Raw genomic sequence first — 20,920 nt, forward strand, 5'->3', positions numbered from 1 at the left:
AAATCCTTAAGTCGCGCTCTGCGCGCCCTTCTGGAAACGGGAAACAAGCTGGATCAGGCCGAGGCAGCCCCAGGTCAGCGCGAAGGACATGACCGCGAGCGCAGCCGGCTCGTAGGCGCGGTTGGCGCCGAGCAGCTGCATGTAGGGGCCGAAGGCCGGGCGGTTGAGCAGGGCGGCCATGGTGAACTCGCCGATGACGATGGCGAAGGTCAGGAAGGCGCCCGACAGCACGGCGACCAGCACGTTCGGCAGGATGATCCGGGCGAGGATCGTCGTCCAGCCCGCGCCGAGGCTCTGGGCCGCTTCCGTCAGCGTCGCGATGTCGATGGAGCGAAGGCCCGTATCGACGGAGCGGTACATGTAGGGCAGCGCCAGCGTCGCATAGCCGAACATCAAGAGGATGTTCGTGCCGGTGATCGAGCCCGTCAGCGGCAGCCAGCTCGACGTGTTGTAGAGCCGGATATAGCCGAAGACGATGACGATGGCCGGGATGACCAGCGGCAGGAGCGTGATGAACTCGATATAGGGACGCAGGCCCGGCAGCTTCAGGCGCACCCAGTAGGCGGTGGGCACCACCAGCAGCACGCCGAAGACGATGGTCGCGAGCGCCATCAGGATCGAATAGGTGAAGGTCTGCTGGAAGCGCGGATCGCCGAGCACGACGGCATAGGCATCCAGCGAATAGACGCCGCGGCGCATCTTCAGCGAGAAGTTGGTCATGCCCATCAGCGGCAGGATGAAATAGAGCAGCCCGAAGGCGAGGGCGCCCCAGGCCCAGAACTTCCTCATTTCAGCCACCTTTCACTGCGCGCGCGCAGCCAGATGTAGATCGTGTTGGCGATGCCCGTCACGACGATCATGCCGAAGGCGAGCGCATAGCCGAGATGCGGGTTGCCCAGCACGTCGCCGCGGATCTGCGCGAAGAGCAGGATCGGCACGATGGAGAGCGAGGAGCCGGTGAGCGCGATGGCGGTGGCGACGGCCCCGAAGGCGTTCGCAAAGAGCAGCGCCAGCGTGCCGAGGAAGGAGGGCAGCAGGATCGGGAAGGCGACCAGGCGCCAGTATTGCGCGTTCGTCGCGCCGAGGATCTGCGCCGCTTCCCGCCATTCGCGCTTCAGGCCGTCGAGCGCGGGCGTGATGATGAGGATCATCAGCGGGATCTGGAAGAACAGGTAGGTGATCGTCAGGCCCCAGAACGACAGGATGTTGAAGCCGAGCGCGCGCAGGTCGATGCCGAGCTGGGTCTTCAGGAACACCGTCAGGAGGCCGACGGGGCCGAGCGTCGCAAGGAAGGCGAAGGCGAGCGGCACGCCGGCGAAGTTCGAGGCGACGCCGGAAAAGGTCAGGAGCGGGCCGCGGATCCATTTCGGCAGGCCGCCGAGCACCGCGGCGGCGGCGACGGAAAAGCCGATCAGGCAGCCGAGCAGGGCGGAGGCGATGGAGATCTTGATCGAGATCCAGTAGGCCGAGAGGATCGACGTGGTGAACAGGCCCCGGATGTTGTCCAGAGTGAAGCCGCCGTCCGGCGTCTGGAAGGCGCCGACGACGATGCGCATCGTCGGCATGATCAGGAACAACAGGACGAAGATCGCGAACGGCACGGCACCGAGCCAGTGCAGCGGAAGGCGGAAGGGCGCCCGCGCGGGCGGCGGTGCTGCTGGGCTGTCTGATGACATTGCGTTGGCCTCATGGGGTTGCCGTCATTGGCATACCGCAGTCGTCGCCCCGGCCTTGCGGGCCGGGGCGACGGGGAAGTCGTTTACTGCACGTTCGCGCCGACGACGCTGTCCCACGCGCCGGTCACGGCGGCGTTGTTGGCGTCCACTTCCTCGAGCGTCGGGAAATAGGCCTTCTCGTAGGATTCGGCCGGCGGCAGAGCGTCGATCAGGTCCTGCGGGATCTTGCCGGCCTTGGCCATGGCGTTGAAGCGTGCCGGATGGCAATAGCCCTTCAGCCAGCCGAGCTGGCCTTCGTCGGAATAGAGATGCTCCATCCACAGCTTGGCGGCGTTCGGGTGCGGCGCATAGGCCGAGATGCCCTGGACGTAGACGCCGGCGAGAACGCCCGTCGCGGGAACGACGACCTCGGTCGGCGGGTTGCCGTTGAGGGTCTTGGCCCAGCCGAGCGCGTTGTAGTCCCAGGCGATGACGATCGGGGTCGAGCCCTGCGCCAGCGTGCCGGACTTGCCGATGACCGGGACGAAGTTGCCGGCCTTGTTCATTTCCGCAAAGTAGGCAAGGCCTGCTTCGCCGGCTTCCTTGCCGGCCTTCGCACCCTTGCCGAGACCGGCGGCAAGAACGCCGAGGATGGCCTGGTTGGAGGCGCGCGGGTCACCGGCAAGGGCGACCTGGCCGGCATATTCCGGCTTCAGCAGGTCGGCCCAGTCCTTCGGCGTGTTTTCGACGAGATCCTTGTTCACCAGAAGGGACATCACGCCGTAATAGTCGCCGTACCAGAAGCCTTCCGGATCCTTGATGGTGTCCGGGATCTCGTCCCAGGTGGACACCTTGTAGGGCTGCAGGAGGCCTTCGGCCTTGGCGGACGGGCCGAAGGACAGGCCGACGTCGATCACGTCGGGCGACTGCGGGCCCTTGTTGTCCTTGTTGGCCTTGATGGCCTCGACCTCGTCGGCCGAGCCGGCATCCGGGTTCAGTTCGTTGACCTGGATTTCCGGATACTTGGCCTTGAAGGAGGCGATGACGTCACCGTAGCCGCACCAGTCGTGCGGCAGGGCGATCGTCGTCAGCATGCCTTCCTTCTTGGCGGCTTCGATGAGCTCGGCGCTCGGCTCGGCCAGGGCGAGCGAGGGAAGGGCGATCGCCAGCGCGGTGGAGAGCGAAAGCAGACGTTTCGTATGTGACATCACGGGTGTTCTCCTTTTGTGTGTCAGTCAACTTCGGCGAAGCTGATACTGGCGGCTGATGAAGCTTATGTGACAGTTTTATTTCGTTTTTTTCGAATGTCTATCCGGGCCTGCCGGGAACCTGCGGTCGGGGTTTGCGAAACAGCCGGCTGGCCTCGAAGAGGCCCTCCAGCGTTTTCATTCGGCCGCTGGTCTCCTCCCAGCCCGAACTCTGGACGGCTTCGATAAGCGCCTCCACGATGAACAGCGTCACGACGGACGAATCCCAGGCGGACGGCACCTCGATATGCACGCGGAAGACCTTCGCCGCGGCCTTGGCGACGGGCGAAGCCCACTGGTCGGTGAACAGCACGATCTCCACGCCGCGCTCGCGGGCGACGCGGCCGAGCGTCTCCATCTCCTGCTCGTAGCGGCGGATGTCGAAGATGACGAGCACGTCGCCGGCGCGCATGTTCAGCACGTAGTGCGGCCAGGAACTGGGATTGGACGCGATCTGCGTGACGTTCGGGCGGATGACCTGGAGGTGGGTGAAGAGGTATTCGGCCAGCGCCTTCGTGATGCGCCCGCCGATGATGTAGATGCTGCGCTGGCGATCGGCGAGAAGGGCGGCGGCGCTGTCGAATTCGGCGGTCTCCACCTGCGAGAGCGTCTGGCGCAGGTTGGTCATGATCGCGTCGGCGAAGCGGTTGAGGATATGCGTGCCGGGCGCCTTGGCGGCCCAGCGGTCGTGCTTGCTGATCGGGCTCGACAGGGTGGCTTCCAGCTCGTGGTGGAGGCGCGCCTGGAAATCCGGGAAGCCGCGGAAACCCAGCTTCTGCACCATGCGGGCGACCGTCGGCGTCGACACGCCGGCATTTTCCGCCACCGTGGTGATGCTGCCGAGGCCGGAGACGGGATAGTTGTCGAGCAGCGACGTGGCCAGTTGCTTTTCGGCGCGGGTCAACGCGTCGAAATGGGCACTGATCACATCCGACACCGTCATGGATGCTTGGTTGAGCGTCAAATTGTTCCCCTGCGCTCCGGTCTTCGCCGAAGTTTCGGAAATAAAGCGCGCTGTCACAATTCGAGTCAAATGTTTTTTTGAAGAGATTTTTTCAATAGCCGGTTGACAGCGGCAAGACTGTGAAGAATTCTCTTCATCAACGATAAAAGCCGGTCGAGGGGATCAGGCTGATGGGAATTCTGACTGGAGAGGAGGGCGACCCCGTCGCCCTGGAGAATGTTGTTGCCCGCGGCCCGGTCATCCTGGTCTGCGAGCACGCATCCCGCCTGTTGCCGCAGGCGCTCGGCACGCTCGGCCTGCCCGAGGAGGCGCTGGAAAGCCATATCGCCTGGGATCCCGGTGCGCTTGCGGTGTCGCGCCTGATGGCGAAAAGCCTCGATGCGACCCTCATCTTCCAGCGGTTCTCCCGTCTCGTCTACGATTGCAACCGCCCGCCGGAATCGCCGGCCGCCATCCCGGAGAAGAGCGAGGTCTTCACCGTGCCCGGCAATGCCGGCCTCGACCAGGCGGCGCGCGACGCCCGCACCGAAGCGCTCTACCTGCCGTTCCGCGAAAGGCTTTCCGCCCTGGTGGCGAGCCGGATCGCGGAGGGCAGGGCGCCGGTGATCGTGACCATGCACAGTTTCACGCCGGTCTATTTCGGCCAGCCGCGCGCCGTCGAGATCGGCATCCTGCACGATGCCGATGCCCGTCTTGCCGACGCCATGCTGGCGGCGGCCGGGAAGGCCGGCCCCTACGACATCCGCCGCAACGCGCCCTATGGGCCGGAAGACGGGGTGACGCACACGCTGAAGGAGCACGGCCTTTCCAACGGCCTTGCCAATGTGATGATCGAGGTCCGCAACGACCTCATAAAGGACGAAGCCGGCCAACGGGTCGTGGCCGGCTATCTGGCGGGGCTGCTTAAGAAGAGCCTGCCGGCAGTACAATGACAAGGACCCGGGGAACGACATCCGTGGAGACGGAGACGAACACGAACAGGAGAGGCCAGGCGGATGCTTGCGTTGTTACAAGAGAGGTGTGGCCCGGCTGAGACTGCCGCCGCCCGGAACGGGGGCAGAGGCCATGCCTGATTTCATCAAGAGCTATGTTCGCTTCGTCGACACGTTCAACCGGCGTGTCGGCCTTTTTGCGATGTATCTGATCTTCGCGATGTTCGCGATCCTGCTTTATTCCTCGCTTTCCAAGGCGTTCCGCCTGCCGGCGAACTGGACGCTGGAATCGGCGCAGTTCACCATGGCGGCCTATTACATGCTGGGCGGCGCCTTCGCGATGCAGACCGGCGACCATGTCCGGATGGACCTCTTCTACGGCACCTGGTCGGCGAAGAAGCGCGCGCTCTTCGACACGATCACGGCGATCGCGCTGATCGTCTTCCTCGGCTTCATGCTCTACGGCGGCATCGCCAGCACGACCTATGCCATCGAGTTCAAGGAAAAGAGTTTTACAGCCTGGGCCCCCTACATGGCGCCGATCAAGATCACCATGACCTTCGGCGTCCTGATGATGCTCGCGCAGGCAACTTCCTCGCTCTTCAAGGACATCGCCGAATTGCGGGGAAGGCCCATCGCATGAGTTATGAATTCATCGCAATCACGATGTTCGCCGGCATGATGGTGCTGCTGCTCACCGGGCAGCGCGTCTTCGCCGTGATCGGCTTCGTCGGCGTCGTCGCGGCCTTCCTGCTATGGGGCACGGGCGGCTCCGAAATGGGCTTCGCCTCCGTCATGAAGCTCGTCAAATGGTATCCGATGCTGACGGTGCCGATGTTCGTCTTCATGGGCTACATGCTCTCCGAATCCGGCATCGCCGAGGACATGTACAAGGCCATCCACGTCTGGATGGGACCGATCAACGGCGGCCTTGCGCTCGGCACCGTCGGCCTCATGGTCATCATCTCCGCCATGAACGGCCTTTCCGTCGCCGGCATGGCCATCGGCGCCACCATCGCGCTGCCCGAGCTTTTGCGCCGCGGCTACGACAAGGTCATGATGACCGGCGTCGTGCAGGGCGGCTCCACGCTCGGCATCCTCCTGCCGCCGAGCGTCGTGCTCGTTCTCTACGGCATGATCGCCCGCGTGCCGGTCGGCCAGCTCTGGCTCGCCGGCGTTCTGCCGGGCCTCTTGATGGCCGTGCTGATGGCGGTCTACGTCTACGTGCGCTGCCGCATCAACCCGTCGCTCGGCCCGGCCCTGCCGGTCGAGGAGCGCAACGTGCCGTTCCGCGAGAAGGTCCGGCTGCTTTCGGCCGGCATCGTGCCGCTCGGCATTTTCGTGCTCATGATGTGGCTGTTCCTTAGCGGCATCTCCAGCCTCGTGGAAAGCTCGGCGGTCGGCGCCATTTTGTCGGCGCTGGTCGCCTGGTGGCGCGGGCGCCTCAGCAGGCGCCTGTGGAACGACGTCTTGCAGAAGACGCTCGGCATCACCTGCATGTTCATGTGGATACTCATCGCCTCGCTCTGCTTCGGCGCCGTCTTCGACGGGCTCGGCGCGGTCAAGTCGATCGAGCGCTTCTTCCTCGGCGACCTCGGCCTCGAACCCTGGCAGGTCCTGGTGCTGATGCAGGTCTCGTTCCTCGTCATGGGCATGTTCCTCGACGACACGGCGATGCTCGTCATCGTCGCGCCGCTCTACATCCCCCTGGTGCAGAAGCTCGGCTTCGACCTCGTCTGGTACGGCGTGCTCTACACGATCACCTGCCAGATCGCCTACATCACCCCGCCCTTCGGCTACAACCTGTTCATGATGCGGGCGATGGCGCCGCCGGAAATCGGCATGCGGGATATCTACAAATCGATCTGGCCCTTCGTCGGCATCATGCTGGCCAGCCTGATCATCATCGGCGTGTTCCCGGAAATCGCGACGTGGCTGCCGAACAACTACTACTCCAAGTGAGGATTTCGCCGGCGGCTGGGCCGCCGGCGTCAGGAAGCAATGAGGCCGGCAGAAGAAAAGACGATTGACCGACCGGGATGAACGGCCGTTCCCGGCAAAAGCCAGACGTTTAACCAGAGGGATAGAGATATGACCAACAGACGGCAATTCCTGACACGGGCCGGCGCAGTGACGATCGGCGCGGCCGGCGCCGCAACGCTTTCCGCACCCGCCATCGTGAAGGCACAGACCGCCATCAAGTGGCGTTTCCAGACCTATGCTGGTGCCGCGCTCGGCGAGCACGTCACCAAGCCGATCGTCGACGCGATCAATGCCGCCGCCAAGGGCGAACTGGAGATCGAGCTCTACTTCGCCGACCAGATCGTACCGACGGGCGAACTCTTCCGCGCCCTCCAGGCCGGCACGATCGACGCGGTGCATTCGGACGACGATTCCATGGCGTCCCCGGCCGATGTCGCCACCTTCGGCGGCTACTTCCCGCTCGCCACCAAGCAGATCCTCGACGTGCCCGTCCTCTTCAAGCAGTACGGCCTCGCCGAGATCTGGAAGTCGTCCTACGAAAAGGTCGGCGGCGTCGTCTGGCTCTCCTCGTCGGGCCAGGATCCGTGCCACTTCAACACCAAGAAGCCGATCACCTCCGTCAAGGACCTCGACGGCCTGCGCCTCTACACCTTCCCGACGGCCGGCCGGTTCCTCAGCCAGTTCGGCGTCGTGCCGGTGACGATCCCCTACGAAGACGCGCAGGTCGCCGTGCAGACCGGCGAACTCGACGGCATGGCCTGGTCGGGCATCACCGAGGACTACACGGTCGGCTGGGCCGACGTGACGGACCACTTCCTGACCAACAACATCTCCGGCGCCTGGATCGGCTCCTTCTTCGTCAACGAGCAGAAGTGGGCCGAACTGCCGGACCACCTGAAGAAGCTGGTCATGACGGCGATCGAGGCCGGCAACAACTACCGCGACCAGTGGTACTGGGGCGGCGAGGCGAAGCTGCGTGCCGAAGGCACCAAGCTCAAGCTCACCAGCATCCCGGCCGCCGAATGGAAGGTCGTGGAAGACGCGGCCAAGGTGTTCTGGAAGGAGATCGCCGGCCAGAGCGAGACGGCTGCCAAGGTCGTAAAAGTCTTCGAGGACTACAACGCCATCATCAACAAGGCCGGACCGCCCTACGTCAACGGCTGATATCGCGCAACCGCTTCGGACCGGGCCGGCAGGCCCGGTCCGGCATGAAGCAGCAACCCCAGGACCGCCCGCAATGACCGTGACCTATAGTTTCGACGATCTGAAGAAGGATGTGGCCGAAGGCCGCATCGATACCGTTCTGGCATGCCTCGCCGACATGCAGGGGCGCCTGATGGGCAAGCGCTTCCACGCACAGTATTTCATCGACGGCGCCTATGAGGAGACGCACAGCTGCAACTACCTGCTGGCGACCGACATGGAGATGGAGACCGTCCCCGGCTACAAGTCGACGAGCTGGGCGGCCGGCTATGGCGACTATACGATGAAGCCGGACCTTGCGACGCTGCGCAAATTGCCCTGGCTCGAAGGCACGGCGCTCGTGCTGTGCGACGTGCTCGACCACCACACCCATGCCGAGGTGCCGCATTCGCCGCGGGCCGTGCTGAAGAAGCAGGTCAAGCGGCTGGAAGCCCTGGGATTGAAGCCCTTCATGGCGAGCGAGCTGGAATTCTACCTGTTCGACCAGACCTTCGACGACGCGCGCGAAAGCGGCTACCGGGACCTGCGCACCGCCTCCGGCTACAACGAGGACTACCACATCTTCCAGACCACCAAGGAGGAGGATGTCATGCGGGCGCTGCGCAACGGCCTGCAGGGCGCCGGCATTCCCGTCGAGAACTCCAAGGGCGAGGCCTCGCCCGGCCAGGAGGAGATCAACGTGCGCTATGCCGAGGCGCTCACCATGGCCGACCGGCATTCGATCATCAAGAACGCCACCAAGGAGATCGCCTGGCAGCGCGGCAAGGCCGTGACGTTCCTCGCCAAGTGGAACTACACCCTGGCGGGCTCCTCCTCGCACATCCACCAGTCGCTGTGGAGCCTCGACGGCAAGGAGGCGAAATTCTTCGACAGGGACAGCAAGTACGGCATGTCGGAGATGATGCGCATGTATGTGGCGGGCCTGCTCGCCCATGCCGGCGAGATCACCTATTTCCTGGCGCCCTACATCAACTCCTACAAGCGCTTCGTCGCCGGCACCTTCGCGCCGACCAAGGCGGTGTGGAGCAAGGACAACCGGACGGCCGGCTATCGCCTGTGCGGCGAGGGCACCAAGGGCATCCGCATCGAGTGCCGCGTCGGCGGCTCCGACCTCAACCCCTATCTCGCCATGGCCGCGCTGCTGGCCGCCGGTATCGCCGGCATCGAGCAGAAGCTGGAGCTGGAGGCGCCCTTCGAGGGCGACGCCTATGGCGGCAGGGACATCCGCGAGATTCCCAAGACCCTGCGCGGGGCGACGGCGGCATTGAAGGAATCCGACATGCTGCGCGAGGCCTTCGGCGACGACGTCGTCGAACACTATGTGCGAGCGGCCGAATGGGAGCAGGAGGAATACGACCGCCGCATCACCGACTGGGAGGTGGCGCGCGGCTTCGAGAGGGCGTAGAAGCGTTGCAGGTCTGCCCCTCACCCCGCCCTCTCCCCGCAAGCGGGGAGAGGGAGACGAGGCGGCGCGGCAAATCCCTTCTCCCCGCTTGCGGGGAGAAGGTGCCGGCAGGCGGATGAGGGGCGGCATCTGCGCCAGAACTGAAATTCCGATGGAACCAACAGGAAGTCGATCATGACTGTGATCAAATGCATATCCCCCGTGGACGGCTCGGTCTATGCCGAGCGCGAGGCGATGCCGCTGGCGGCCGCGCAAGAGGCCGTCGCCCGTGCGAAGAAGGCGCAGAAGGCCTGGGCGAAGCGCCCGCTCGAAGAGCGCGTCCAGCTCGTCCTCAAGGGCGTCGCCCGCGTCAACGAGATGGCCGGCGAGATCGTGCCGGAAATCGCCTGGCAGATGGGCCGCCCGGTCCGCTACGGCGGCGAGTTCAAGGGCTTCAACGAGCGCTCCAACTATGTCGCGGAGATCGCCGGCTCGTCGCTGGCGCCGATCGTCATCGAGGAGAGCGACCGTTTCGAGCGCCGCATCGAGCGCGAGGCCCATGGCGTCGTCTTCGTCATCGCGCCGTGGAACTACCCCTACATGACCGCGATCAACACGATCGCGCCGGCGCTGATGGCCGGCAACACGGTCATCATCAAGCACGCCGCCCAGACGCTGCTGGTCGGCGAGCGCCTCGTGCGCGCCTTCAACGAGGCAGGCGTGCCGGAAGACGTCTTCCAGAACGTCTTCCTCGACCATGACACGACCTCGGCGCTGATCGCCGGCAACGCGTTCGACTTCGTCAACTTCACCGGCTCGGTCGAGGGTGGTCGCGCCATCGAGCGCGCCGCTGCCGGCACCTTCACGCCGGTCGGCCTCGAACTCGGCGGCAAGGATCCGGGTTACGTCATGGAAGACGCGGACCTCGACGCCGCCGTCGACACGCTGATGGACGGCGCGACCTACAATTCGGGCCAGTGCTGCTGCGGCATCGAGCGCATCTATGTCAACGAGAAGCTCTACGACGCCTTCGTCGAGAAGTCGGTCGCCTGGGTTTCGAACTACAAGCTCGGCAACCCGCTCGACCCGGAAACGACGCTCGGCCCCATGGCGCACAAGCGCTTCGCCGCCACCGTGCGTTCGCAGATCGCCGATGCGGTCTCCAAGGGTGCGAAGGCGCTGGTCGATCCGAAACTCTTCCCGGCCGACGATGGCGGCGCCTATGTCGCCCCGCAGATCCTCGTCGATGTCGATCATTCGATGGAGTTCATGACGGAAGAGACCTTTGGTCCGGCCGTCGGCATCATGAGGGTGAAGAGCGACGCGGAAGCGCTCGCGCTGATGAATGACTGCAAATATGGCCTCACCGTTTCGCTCTGGACGAAGGACAGCGACCGCGCCGCCCGCATCGCCCGGGATCTGGAGACCGGCACCGTGTTTCAGAACCGCGCCGACTATCTCGACCCGGCGCTCTGCTGGACCGGCGTCAAGGAAACGGGCCGCGGCGGCTCGCTCTCCGTCATCGGCTTCCACAATCTCACGAGACCGAAATCCTACCATTTCAGGAAAGCTTGAAGAGCATGACCATCACCGCCAACTGGAGCTACCCGACCGCGATCAAGTTCGGGGCCGGCCGCATCAAGGAACTCGCCGACCATTGCAAGGCCGTCGGCATGAAGAAGCCGCTGCTCGTCACCGACCGCGGCCTCTCGACCATGGCGATCACGCAGGGCGCGCTCGACATCCTGGAAGCCGCCGGCCTCGGCCGGGCGATGTTCGCCGAGGTCGATCCGAACCCGAACGACCAGAACCTCGAAGCTGGCGTCAAGGCGTTCCGCGACGGCGGCCATGACGGCGTCGTCGCCTTCGGCGGCGGCTCCGGCCTCGACCTCGGCAAGGCCGTCGCCTTCATGGCCGGCCAGACGCGGCCGGTCTGGGACTTCGAGGACATCGGCGACTGGTGGACCCGTGCCAATTCCGACGGCATCGCGCCGATCGTCGCCGTGCCGACGACGGCCGGCACCGGCTCGGAGGTCGGCCGCGCCTCGGTCATCACCAATTCGCAGACGCACACCAAGAAGGTGATCTTCCACCCGAAGTTCCTGCCCTCGGTGACGATCTGCGACCCGGAACTGACGGTCGGCATGCCGAAGGTCATCACCGCCGGCACCGGCATGGACGCCTTCGCCCATTGCCTCGAAGCCTATTCCTCGCCGTTCTACCATCCGATGAGCCAGGGCATCGCGCTGGAGGGCATGCGCCTCGTCAAGGAGTTCCTGCCGCGCGCCTACAAGGACGGCACGGATATCGAGGCGCGCGCCAACATGATGTCGGCCGCCGCCATGGGCGCCGTCGCCTTCCAGAAGGGGCTCGGGGCGATCCACTCGCTGTCGCACCCGGTCGGCGCCATCTACAACACCCATCACGGCATGACCAATGCCGTCGTCATGCCGCCGGTGCTGACCTTCAACCGCCCGGCCATCGAGGCGAGGATCGCCAGCGCCGCCGCCTATCTCGGCATTGCGGGTGGCTTCGACGGCTTCTTCGACTATGTGCTGCGCCTGCGCGAGGAACTCGGCGTGCCGGACAAGCTTTCGGCGCTCGGCGTGACCACCGACCGGATCGACGAGATGGCGGCCATGGCGATCGTCGACCCGACGGCCGGCGGCAATCCTGTGGAACTGACGCTGGACGCGGCCAGGCGCCTCTTCGTCGAGTGCATCTGAATTCTTGTCGTTAACAAATGATAGAGGCCCGGAAAACCACGGTTTTCCGGGCCTTTTTGCTGAGAAGGCGCAAATGGCGCCCCTTTCTCGTTAATCTTCGCGATACGCATGTTTCCATTTCGTTAACCATGTTTTGAAAGGTTTGATGCAGCGGGCGCCATTGTCACCGGGTCGTCTGACGAGAGCGATGAGGAAGCTCGCAGCATTCACGAGGAAAGACATGCCAGTCATCACATTTGCCAATGCCAAGGGCGGTGCGGGCAAGACCACCGCGGCCCTGATCCTTGCCACCGAACTTGCCAGCCGGGGCCACCGCATCACCATCCTGGATGCGGATCCGCAGCGCTGGATCAGCCACTGGCACGAGGTGTCCGGCCGCCAGCGCAACATCGCCGTCATCTCCGAGGTCTCGATGGCCTCGCTCCAGTGCCATATCCGCGAGAACCGGCAGACGACCGACTATTTCATCATCGACCTTGCCGGCGCGCGCGATGCGCTGGTCGCCACCGCCATCGGCCTTTCCGACCATGTGATGATCCCCGTGCAGGGCTGTGCGATGGACGCCCGGGGGGCGGCGCATATCCTCGAACTCCTGAAGCAGCTCGACGAGAAGGCGGGCATCCGCATCAACCATTCGGTCGTGCTCACCCGCACGAATTCGCTGGTGACGACCCGCGCGATGAGCGCCGTCAAGGCGCTGCTCGCCGCGCGCGGCGTGGCCGTGCTCGACACGCCGATCGGCGAGCGCACTGCCTTCCGCGACATCTTCGATTGCGGCGGCTCGCTCTATACGATGGATGCGGCCAGGGTGAGCAATCTCGACAAGGCCTGCGAGAATGCGCGGCTGTTTGCCGACGAGGTGATGCGCCTCCTGCCGGCGCGCAAGCGCGTCGCCGCCGAGCGCGGCTTCTTCCGCACGCTGCAGCGGGCGGCCTGAGCCTTCAGGATTGACGAATGACAAGAACGGCTGCGACGAAGGGCGCAGCCGTTTTTTCATGTCGCAAGGCAAAGCTGGTAATGAACAATTTACCATGCCTAACCTAATGATATCGCGTTAGAAAGCCATCCCCAGGATACCCGTAATGAAGCCAGCCCCGCAGACCGCCAGCCAGAACCACGATATCGCGCGCCGCCTGGAATATCTCGGCCTCGACGAGGCTGCGCTGAAGCGGCTTCGCACGCTCAAGCCCTTCATCGAGAAGGAGCTCGGCCCGGCGCTGGACAAGTTCTATGCCATCGTGCGCAAGAGCCCGGAGGTGAGCCGCCTCTTTTCCAACGACGCGCATATCAACCGGGCGAAGAACGCCCAGCTCGGCCATTGGGCGAACATTGCCGCCGGCGATTTTTCCGGGGATTATGCCGCCAAGGTCCAGACGATCGGACGCGTGCATGCGCGCATTGGCCTGGAGCCGCGCTGGTATATCGGCGGCTATGCGCTGATCGTCGAGCATCTCCTGACGGAAGCCGTCAAATCGCTGTGGCCGAAGCCGGGCCTCTTTGCCCGGCCGGAGATCGGGCCGGAGGAATTTTCGGCGCGGTTCACCAGCCTGCTCAAGGCCCTGTTCCTCGACATGGACCTGTCCATCTCCGTCTATAACGACATGTCGGATCTCGCCAAGCAGCAGGCGGTGCAGGCGCAGGTCGTTGCCGAGGAGCGCAAGATCATCGGCGACAGTTTCGGCGCCGCGCTGAAGCGCATTTCCGGCGGCGACCTCACCGCGCGCATCACCGGCCCGCTGCCGGAGGCCTACGAGGCGCTGCGCGAGGACTTCAACCACGCCATCTCCACGCTCTCCCAGGCGATCGGCAATATCGGCACCGGCGCAGGTTCCATCCATCTCAGCGCGCAGGAGATCGCGGCGGCCTCGGACGACCTTGCCAAGCGTACCGAACGGCAGGCCGCGAACCTGGAGGAGACGGCCGCCGCCGTCGAGCAGGTGACCACCACCGTGCGTCAGACGGCCCAGAGCGCCAACGAGGCGAACGCCCTCGTCATGGCCGCGCGCGACAATGCGCAGCACGGCGGCGAGGTCGTGGAGCACGCGATCGTCGCCATGGGCGAGATCCAGGCGTCTTCCTCGGCCATCGCCAACATCATCGAGGTGATCGACGAGATCGCCTTCCAGACCAACCTGCTTGCGCTCAATGCCGGCATCGAGGCGGCGCGGGCCGGCGAGGCGGGCCGGGGCTTTGCCGTCGTCGCCTCGGAAGTGCGCGCGCTCGCCCAGCGCTGTGCCGATGCGGCGAAGGATATCCAGAACCTCATCGCCAAGTCGCACGGCCAGGTAGAGGACGGTGTGCGCTCGGTCGGCGAGGTCGCCCAGTCGCTGCGCCAGATCGTTACCCAGGTGGTGGAGGTCAGCGCCGTCTTCAATGCGATCCGCGCCAGCACGGCGGAACAGGCGACGGGCCTGCAGGCGGTCAACCAGGCTGTCAACGCGATGGACCAGATCACCCAGCAGAACGCCGCCATGGTCGAGGAGGCGAATGCCGCCAGCCAGGCCCTGACGCAGGAAGCCGCCTCCATCGCCGCCCAGCTCAGCGCCTTCCGCACCAGCGGCGAGGCCCGCCCGGCGCAGAGCTCCGGCTACAGCCGCGCGGCCTGACGCGCCGGCCGCTTTATCGCGCGCACGAAAAAGCCGGCCCGGGGGGCCGGCTTTGCAAGCCTCACCGCCGATGGTCAGTCGACGAATTCCACCGTCAGGCCGGCGCTCGCCATCTTGGCGAGTTCCGTCGCGTCCCAGTTGGTGAGGCGAATACAGCCGTGGCTCTGCGTCTTGCCGATCTTGGAGGGTTCCGGCGTGCCGTGGATGCCATAGGTCGGCTTCGACAGGGCGATCCAGACCGTGCCGACCGGGCCGTTCGGGCCGGGCTGCAGGGTCAGCACCTTGTTGTTGGCGCCCTGCTGGAAGTTGATCCTCGGATTGTAGGTATAGCCCGGATTGAGCGCGATGCGCTCGACGGTCACCGTGCCCGACGGCGACGGCGTGTCGGCCGAGCCGATGCTGGCCGGATAGGCGGCGATCAGCGTGCCGTTCTCGTCATAGGCGAGCACCTGCTTGCGGCCCTTGTCGGCGAGGATTTTGGCGACCTTGCCGGTCTTCCGCTCGCCCGTATCGACGACCTTGATGAGCGTGCCGGGAATGGTGAAGTCGACGCCCGGGTTGATCTCCTTCAGATAGGCCTCGTCCATATGGAACTTCTCGGCCAGCATTTCCGTGGTCGAGGTGAAGGAGAGATGCGGCAGCGCCGCCTTCTGGGCGTAGTCGTCGGGAATGGCGGCGACATAGGGGCCGGCGGCGTCGACGGCCGAGATCTCGTAGGTGATGAAGGCAAGGCCGCCCGACAGGCGCAGCCGCTCCAGGATGTCGTCGGCATTGTTCGGGTCGAGCGTCTCGCCCGTGGCGTTCTGCCAGGCCTCGATCGCCTTGGTGACGTTCGAACCCTTCCTGCCGTCGATCACGCCCGGCGAAAAGCCCTCGCGGTCGAGGAAGACCTGCAGCGCGGTGACTTCGGCAGAGGACAGCCTGCCGATCGCGATCGCCGGGTCGAATTTCGGGCCGGGCACGAATTCCGCGTCCGGGTCTACGCCGTTTTCCGGCAGGGAGGCGCTCTCGCCGCCGAAGTCGGGCAGCGGCTGCTCGCCGCCGAAATCGGCATCCGGCAGAGGCTGGCGCTCGATATCGCCGGGCAGGCCCTCGCGCATTTCCGGCACGGAACTCGTCGTCAGGTCGTCGCCGTAGTCGGCCTCGGGCGCCGGCGGGAAATAGTCGGGGTTCGTTTCCCGGTAGCCGCGCGCCTCGCGGCGCGGGCGATAGTCGTCGCCGCGGGCGAAATAGCGGTCGGCCTGCATGGCGGTCGCGACCACGTTGCCCCAGCCGTCGACATAGACGGTGCGGCCGCGGTTGTCGCGCATCGCGCGCAGGCTCCCGTCGTCGGGAATGTAGTCGAGGATATCGCCTTCCGGCGAGACGAGGACCGTATCGCGCGCGAAGAAGCGCTGCTGGGCGTGCGCCGGCAGGGCGGCAGACCCGAGGACAGATGCCGCGGCAAGGAGCGAAAGACTTGTTTTCAAAATGGAATTCACGACACCTGACCTGCCTGCTTGCCTATATCGCGCGGACGGAACACTTTAATTCGGACCTTAATATGAAAAAACTGAATCGATGGTGAACGTAAGGTCAACGCGCCTTGCAAAAACTTGTGACCGGCCGTGATGGTTCCCGCGCGAGGGACGATCTCAGGCCGGGTGACGAAACCGCCTGTCGCCGGCCGCCTGCACGCAAAACCACTTCACACGTCCGCGCGAATTGCTCTAGCATGCCGCCTTTCGATTGTCCCTTTGCCGGAGCCCCGGATGACCCTTTCCCTTGCCGCCCAGACGCCCGACCAGTCCTTCCGCCTCGACCTGACACCGCACTCCGTGCTCGACGTCGCGGGGGCCGTCTTCCGGGGCGTCGACCTTGCGCCGGGCGCGGCCGTGCCGTCCGACGGCGACCCGCGCATCGACAAGGCGCTGCCGGGCTTCCTGTTCACCTGCGGGCCGGATCACATCCGCCATCCGGAACCGGTGGAGGGCGCGGCCGACGGACGGCTCTACCCGCTGCACGGCTCGTTCTCGTCCTCGCCGGCCCGCGACGTGCTGGTCGAGGAGGGCGAGGGGGAGGTGGTCTGCGAGGGGCGCGTCGCCGTTTCGCTCGCCCATGGCGGCAGGGCCGATCTCGCCCGCCGCTGGCGCGCCGACCGGCGCACCGGCCACATCACGCTCGACGATACCGTCACCAATGCCGGCGACACGTCCTGGCCGCCCTTCGGCATGTACCATATCAATTTCGGCACCGGCCTCTTCGACGCGGATACGCGGCTGACCGGGGCCATGCTGCCCGGCGGTAGCCTGCCGTGGCGCTTCGGGACGGACGACCGTGAGATCTTCTGCGTGCCGGCGGATGAAACGGCGACGCATGGCTGGGCCGAGATCGTCATCGGCCCGATCGCCGCCCTCGAAGGGCGCAGTGTCCATATCCGCTTCCGCACCGATACGCTGCCGTATCTCCAGGTATGGCGGAATCTTGCGCCCGGCTCGGCCGTGCTCGGCATCGAGCCCGTCTCGCACCGGCTCGTGCCGCGTGCCGAGTTGATCGCCGCCGGCGAGGCGCCGGATTTCGCGCCCGGCGAAAGCATCGGCTACGGCCTTGCCTTCGAGGTGCGCTAGAACGATTGCGGCAAGGGCGCGGCGCTTCCGCGGTTCGCACCTTTTCTGGAATTGCTATAGATTTTGCATGATTGACGCTTCCGCGGCGCGGGCTTAAACGATGGACACCCTGTTTTCTAGAAGGAACCGCCCATGGATATCCGCGCGATCAATGACGAATATTCCGTCTCCGGCCAGATCGCCGTCGAGGATCTCGACGCCATCGCCGCCCTGGGTTTCAAGTCCATCGTCTGCCACCGCCCGGACCATGAAGAGGCCGGCCAGCCGGAATTCTCGGCCATCGCCGTCCGGGCGAAGGCGCTCGGCATCGAGACGGCCCATGTGCCCGTCGGGCCGATGGGCGTGACCGCGGAAGCGGTGAGCGGCATGGTCGACGCGCTCGACGAACTGCCGCGCCCCATGCTCGGCTATTGCCGCTCCGGCATGCGCTCGACGAAGACCTACGAGCAGACGCAGCATATCCGCGGCTGAGGGCCTGGCCCCTCATCCGCCTGCCGGCACCTTCTCCTTGGCTGCGGGGCGAAGGGGAATGCCGCGCTGATTTCCCGATTTTCGATGATGTCCTTGGAGGGACGGGGCTTCGCCCTATCCGCCTTCTCCCCGCTTGCGGAGAGAAGGTCGCGGCAGCGGGGATGAGGGGCTTTCACACCCCTCCAGGCATCATTTCCCGCTGCGGATATCCGAGAGCGTGCGCGTCGGCGTAATCGCTTCCGGGTCGAGCTTCACCTCGATGATCGCCGGCTTGCCGCTCGAGCGGGCGCGCAGGAAGGCCGGTGCGAACTCCTCGGTCGCCTCCACCGTCTCGCCATGGCCGCCATAGGCGCGGGCGAGCGCGGCGAAATCCGGGTTGGTGAGGTCCGTGGCGCTGACGCGGCCGGGATATTCCCGCTCCTGGTGCATGCGGATCGTGCCGTAGATGCCGTTGTTGACGACGACGGTGATGATCGGAAGGTTGTAGCGCACGGCGGTGGCGAATTCCTGGCCGTGCATCATGAAGCACCCGTCGCCGGCAAAGCAGACGACCTCGCGCTCCGGGAAGAGCTGCTTGGCGGCGACCGCGGCCGGCAGGCCGTAGCCCATCGAGCCGGAGGTGGGGGCGGCCTGCGTGGCGAAGTGGCGGAAGCGGTGGAAGCGGTGCACCCAGGTGGCATAGTTGCCGGCGCCGTTGGTGAAGATCGTGTCCTCCGGCGTGTTCTCCTCCAGCCAGGCCATGATCGGGCCCATCTGCACGCCGCCCGGTCCGGTCTGCGGCGGGGTCGACCATTTCAGGTAGGATTCGTGCAGGGCCTTGGTGCGTTCGGCCCAGCGCGGGGCGGCGTTGGGTGAAAGGCCCTCCAGCGCGGCGACGAAATCCTCCGGCGCGGCGCAGATCGCAAGGTCCGGCCGGTAGACGCGGCCGAGCTCGGACGGATCCGGATAGACATGCACCAGCGCCTGCTCCGGGTAGGGCACCTTGAGCATGCTGTAGGTCGAGGAGGGCATTTCCGAATAGCGCCCGCCGAGCAGGATGACGAGGTCCGCCTCGCGGATCTCCTTGCCGAGCGCCGGGTTGATGCCGATGCCGCTGTCGCCGGCATAGTTCGGATGCGTGTGGTTGAACAGCATCTGGCGGCGGAAGGAACAGGAGACCGGCAGCGCCCAGCGCTCCGCGAAGGCCGTGAAGCCGGCGACGCTCTCCTCCGACCAGCGCGTGCCGCCGAGGATGACGAGCGGCCGCTCGGCGGCTTGAAGGCGCCGTGCCAACTCCTCCACCTGCCTGCGGCCCGGATGGGCCTCGACCGGCACATAGGCTTTGGCATCGACCGTCTCGACCGCCTCCGTCAGCATGTCCTCGGGCAGCGCCAGCACCACCGGGCCCGGCCGGCCGGAGGTGGCGACGGCAAAGGCGCGGGTGACGAATTCGGGGATGCGGCGGGCGTCGTCGATCTCCGCCACCCATTTGGCGACCTCGGTGAAGGCGCGGCGGTATTCCACCTCCTGGAAGGCCTCGCGCTCGCGCGCGTCGCGCTGCACCTGGCCGATGAAGAGGATCATCGGGATCGAATCCTGCCGCGCGATGTGCAGGCCTGCGGAGGCATTGGTGGCGCCGGGCCCGCGCGTGACCATGCAGATGCCGGGTTCGCCCGTCAGCCGGCCCCAGCAGTCCGCCATCATCGCCGCGCCGCCTTCCTGGCGGCAGACGAGCACGTCGATATCGGTGTCGTGCAGCGCGTCGAGCACGGCGAGGTAGCTTTCGCCCGGCACGCAGGCGACGCGCTTCACGCCATTGGCAACGAGGGCATCGACGATCAACTGGCCACCGGTCTTCATGCGCTTTTCTTTCCTGCTTCGAGGCGATCGAGTTCCGCCATCACGGCGTCGGTATGTTCGCCGAGCCGCGGGCTCGGCCGGTCATAGGTAAGGGGGGTGCCCGAATAGACGATGGGCGTGCGCACGCCGGGAATGGAATTGCCGTCGGCATCCGGCAGGTCGATGCGCAGGCCCCGCGCCTTCACCTGTGGGTCTGCGAAGGTCTCGGCGATGGAGTTGATCGGCCCAGCCGGCACGCCCTCGCGCTCGCAGGCGGCAAGCAGTTCGGCCTTGCTGACACTGGCCGTCGCCCCGGTGACGAGGCGGCGCACCTCGCCGCGATGGGCGACGCGCGCCCGGTTGGTGGCGAAGCGCTCGTCGTCCGCGACGCCGTCGAGCTTCAGGATGCCGCAGAGCTTGCGGAACTGCCCGTCATTGCCCACGGCGAGGATGACGTGCCCGTCGGATGTCGGCACCACCTCGTAGGGCGAGATGTTCGGATGGGCATTGCCGAGCCGCGTCGGTGCGTTGCCGGAGGCGAGGAAATTCATGTTCTGGTTCGCCATGACGGCCGACTGCACGTCGAGCAGCGCCATGTCGACATGCTGGCCCTGGCCGGTCTTCATGACGTGGATGAGCGCGCCCTGGATGGCGGCGACGGCATAGATGCCGGTGAAGATATCGGCGATGGCGACGCCCGCCTTCATCGGCTCGCCGTCCGGCGCGCCGGTCACCGACATGAAGCCGGACATGCCCTGCACGATGTAATCGTAGCCGGCGCGGGCGGCATAGGGGCCGTCCTGGCCGAAGCCGGTGATCGAGCAGTAGACGAGCTTCGGATGCGCCTTGGCGAGGTTTTGGTAGTCGAGCCCGTATTTGACGAGGCCGCCGACCTTGAAGTTCTCGATGACCACGTCGGCCGTCGCGATGAGGCGGTGCACGGTGGCGCGACCTTCCTCGGTCTTGAGGTCGAGGGCGATCGAGCGCTTGCCGCGGTTGGTGGCGTGGTAGTAGGCGGCCGAAAGGTTCTCGCCGTCCTTGCCGGTGACGAAAGGCGGGCCCCAGGCGCGCGTGTCGTCGCCGCCGTCGGGATTCTCGATCTTGATGACGTCGGCGCCCATGTCGGCCAGCATCTGCCCGGCCCAGGGGCCGGCGAGAACCCGCGCCAGCTCGATGACCCTGATGCCGGACAGCGGCAGGTTCGGCTTTACCATGGTGCACTCCCTCCTTCGCGCGGCCGGCATGCGGCCCCGCCGGGCTTTCGCCCGTTTCCCTTTGGATAACAAAAAGCTGGCGGGCACGATAGACGGCGCCCGCGGGGAGAT

18 protein-coding genes are annotated in these 20,920 nt (G+C 65.7%); 11 read left to right on the forward strand and 7 right to left on the reverse strand.

Annotated elements, in window-relative coordinates:
* Positions 1-6: 6 nt before the first annotated feature.
* The 4 genes from AB3G45_RS13025 to AB3G45_RS13040 all read right to left on the reverse strand — a co-directional run bounded on the left by AB3G45_RS13025 (position 7) and on the right by AB3G45_RS13040 (position 3,866).
* Positions 7-789: an ABC transporter permease gene (locus AB3G45_RS13025; protein ID WP_367830963.1), complete on the reverse strand. Its 783-nt coding sequence runs from the start codon at positions 787-789 to the stop codon at positions 7-9.
* A complete protein-coding gene (locus tag AB3G45_RS13030) occupies positions 786-1,676 on the reverse strand; it encodes an ABC transporter permease (protein ID WP_367830964.1) in 891 nt (296 codons plus the stop codon). The genes AB3G45_RS13025 and AB3G45_RS13030 overlap by 4 nt, the downstream gene beginning before the upstream one ends.
* A gap of 83 nt (positions 1,677-1,759) precedes the next feature.
* A complete protein-coding gene (locus AB3G45_RS13035) occupies positions 1,760-2,866 on the reverse strand; it encodes an ABC transporter substrate-binding protein (RefSeq protein ID WP_367830965.1) in 1,107 nt (368 codons plus the stop codon).
* A 97-nt stretch (positions 2,867-2,963) separates the two neighbouring features.
* A complete protein-coding gene (locus tag AB3G45_RS13040) occupies positions 2,964-3,866 on the reverse strand; it encodes a MurR/RpiR family transcriptional regulator (protein WP_367830966.1) in 903 nt (300 codons plus the stop codon).
* Between the two features lie 167 nt (positions 3,867-4,033).
* Between AB3G45_RS13040 and AB3G45_RS13045 the strand changes: the two genes are divergently transcribed.
* The 9 genes from AB3G45_RS13045 (at position 4,034) to AB3G45_RS13085 (ending at position 14,700) form a co-directional block, all read left to right on the forward strand.
* On the forward strand, positions 4,034-4,798 hold the full coding sequence (locus AB3G45_RS13045; RefSeq protein WP_367833573.1) for an N-formylglutamate amidohydrolase: 765 nt from the start codon (positions 4,034-4,036) through the stop codon (positions 4,796-4,798).
* Positions 4,799-4,931: 133 nt separating this feature from the next.
* Positions 4,932-5,441 (forward strand): TRAP transporter small permease subunit, encoded by a 510-nt coding sequence (locus AB3G45_RS13050; protein ID WP_367830967.1) that lies wholly within the window; start codon positions 4,932-4,934, stop codon positions 5,439-5,441.
* The gene (locus tag AB3G45_RS13055; protein WP_367830968.1) at positions 5,438-6,760 is read left to right on the forward strand and encodes a TRAP transporter large permease subunit; all 1,323 of its coding nucleotides are present in this window, start codon (positions 5,438-5,440) and stop codon (positions 6,758-6,760) included. The genes AB3G45_RS13050 and AB3G45_RS13055 overlap by 4 nt, the downstream gene beginning before the upstream one ends.
* 129 nt (positions 6,761-6,889) lie before the next feature.
* Positions 6,890-7,945 (forward strand): TRAP transporter substrate-binding protein, encoded by a 1,056-nt coding sequence (locus tag AB3G45_RS13060; RefSeq protein ID WP_367830969.1) that lies wholly within the window; start codon positions 6,890-6,892, stop codon positions 7,943-7,945.
* Between the two features lie 79 nt (positions 7,946-8,024).
* Complete coding sequence (locus tag AB3G45_RS13065; RefSeq protein WP_367833574.1) at positions 8,025-9,389, forward strand: glutamine synthetase family protein; 1,365 nt, start codon at positions 8,025-8,027, stop codon at positions 9,387-9,389.
* A gap of 174 nt (positions 9,390-9,563) precedes the next feature.
* Entirely contained in the window at positions 9,564-10,943 is a 1,380-nt protein-coding gene (locus AB3G45_RS13070) for an aldehyde dehydrogenase family protein (RefSeq protein WP_367830970.1), read from the forward strand.
* Positions 10,944-10,948: 5 nt separating this feature from the next.
* On the forward strand, positions 10,949-12,094 hold the full coding sequence (locus AB3G45_RS13075) for an iron-containing alcohol dehydrogenase (RefSeq protein ID WP_367830971.1): 1,146 nt from the start codon (positions 10,949-10,951) through the stop codon (positions 12,092-12,094).
* A 220-nt stretch (positions 12,095-12,314) separates the two neighbouring features.
* Positions 12,315-13,031 carry an AAA family ATPase gene (locus AB3G45_RS13080; RefSeq protein ID WP_367830972.1) on the forward strand — a complete coding sequence of 239 codons (717 nt, stop codon included), beginning with the start codon at positions 12,315-12,317 and terminating at the stop codon, positions 13,029-13,031.
* A gap of 145 nt (positions 13,032-13,176) precedes the next feature.
* On the forward strand, positions 13,177-14,700 hold the full coding sequence (locus AB3G45_RS13085) for a methyl-accepting chemotaxis protein (RefSeq protein ID WP_367830973.1): 1,524 nt from the start codon (positions 13,177-13,179) through the stop codon (positions 14,698-14,700).
* Between the two features lie 74 nt (positions 14,701-14,774).
* Here the strand turns inward: AB3G45_RS13085 and AB3G45_RS13090 are convergent, their stop codons facing one another.
* Entirely contained in the window at positions 14,775-16,181 is a 1,407-nt protein-coding gene (locus tag AB3G45_RS13090) for a L,D-transpeptidase (RefSeq protein WP_367830974.1), read from the reverse strand.
* Positions 16,182-16,451: 270 nt separating this feature from the next.
* Here AB3G45_RS13090 and AB3G45_RS13095 point away from each other — a divergent pair, with 270 nt between their 5' ends.
* Both AB3G45_RS13095 and AB3G45_RS13100 read left to right on the forward strand, forming a co-directional pair.
* The gene (locus tag AB3G45_RS13095) at positions 16,452-17,306 is read left to right on the forward strand and encodes a DUF4432 family protein (protein WP_367830975.1); all 855 of its coding nucleotides are present in this window, start codon (positions 16,452-16,454) and stop codon (positions 17,304-17,306) included.
* 132 nt (positions 17,307-17,438) lie between these two features.
* On the forward strand, positions 17,439-17,777 hold the full coding sequence (locus AB3G45_RS13100; RefSeq protein WP_367830976.1) for a TIGR01244 family sulfur transferase: 339 nt from the start codon (positions 17,439-17,441) through the stop codon (positions 17,775-17,777).
* Between the two features lie 189 nt (positions 17,778-17,966).
* Here AB3G45_RS13100 and AB3G45_RS13105 read toward each other — a convergent pair whose 3' ends face one another.
* Both AB3G45_RS13105 and AB3G45_RS13110 read right to left on the reverse strand, forming a co-directional pair.
* Complete coding sequence (locus tag AB3G45_RS13105; protein WP_367830977.1) at positions 17,967-19,616, reverse strand: thiamine pyrophosphate-binding protein; 1,650 nt, start codon at positions 19,614-19,616, stop codon at positions 17,967-17,969.
* Positions 19,613-20,809: a CaiB/BaiF CoA transferase family protein gene (locus AB3G45_RS13110; protein ID WP_367830978.1), complete on the reverse strand. Its 1,197-nt coding sequence runs from the start codon at positions 20,807-20,809 to the stop codon at positions 19,613-19,615. Before AB3G45_RS13110 ends, AB3G45_RS13105 begins: the two co-directional genes overlap by 4 nt.
* Between the last annotated feature and the right edge of the window lie 111 nt (positions 20,810-20,920).

The sequence above is a fragment of the Shinella sp. S4-D37 genome (assembly GCF_040812195.1).
Lineage (GTDB): Bacteria > Pseudomonadota > Alphaproteobacteria > Rhizobiales > Rhizobiaceae > Shinella.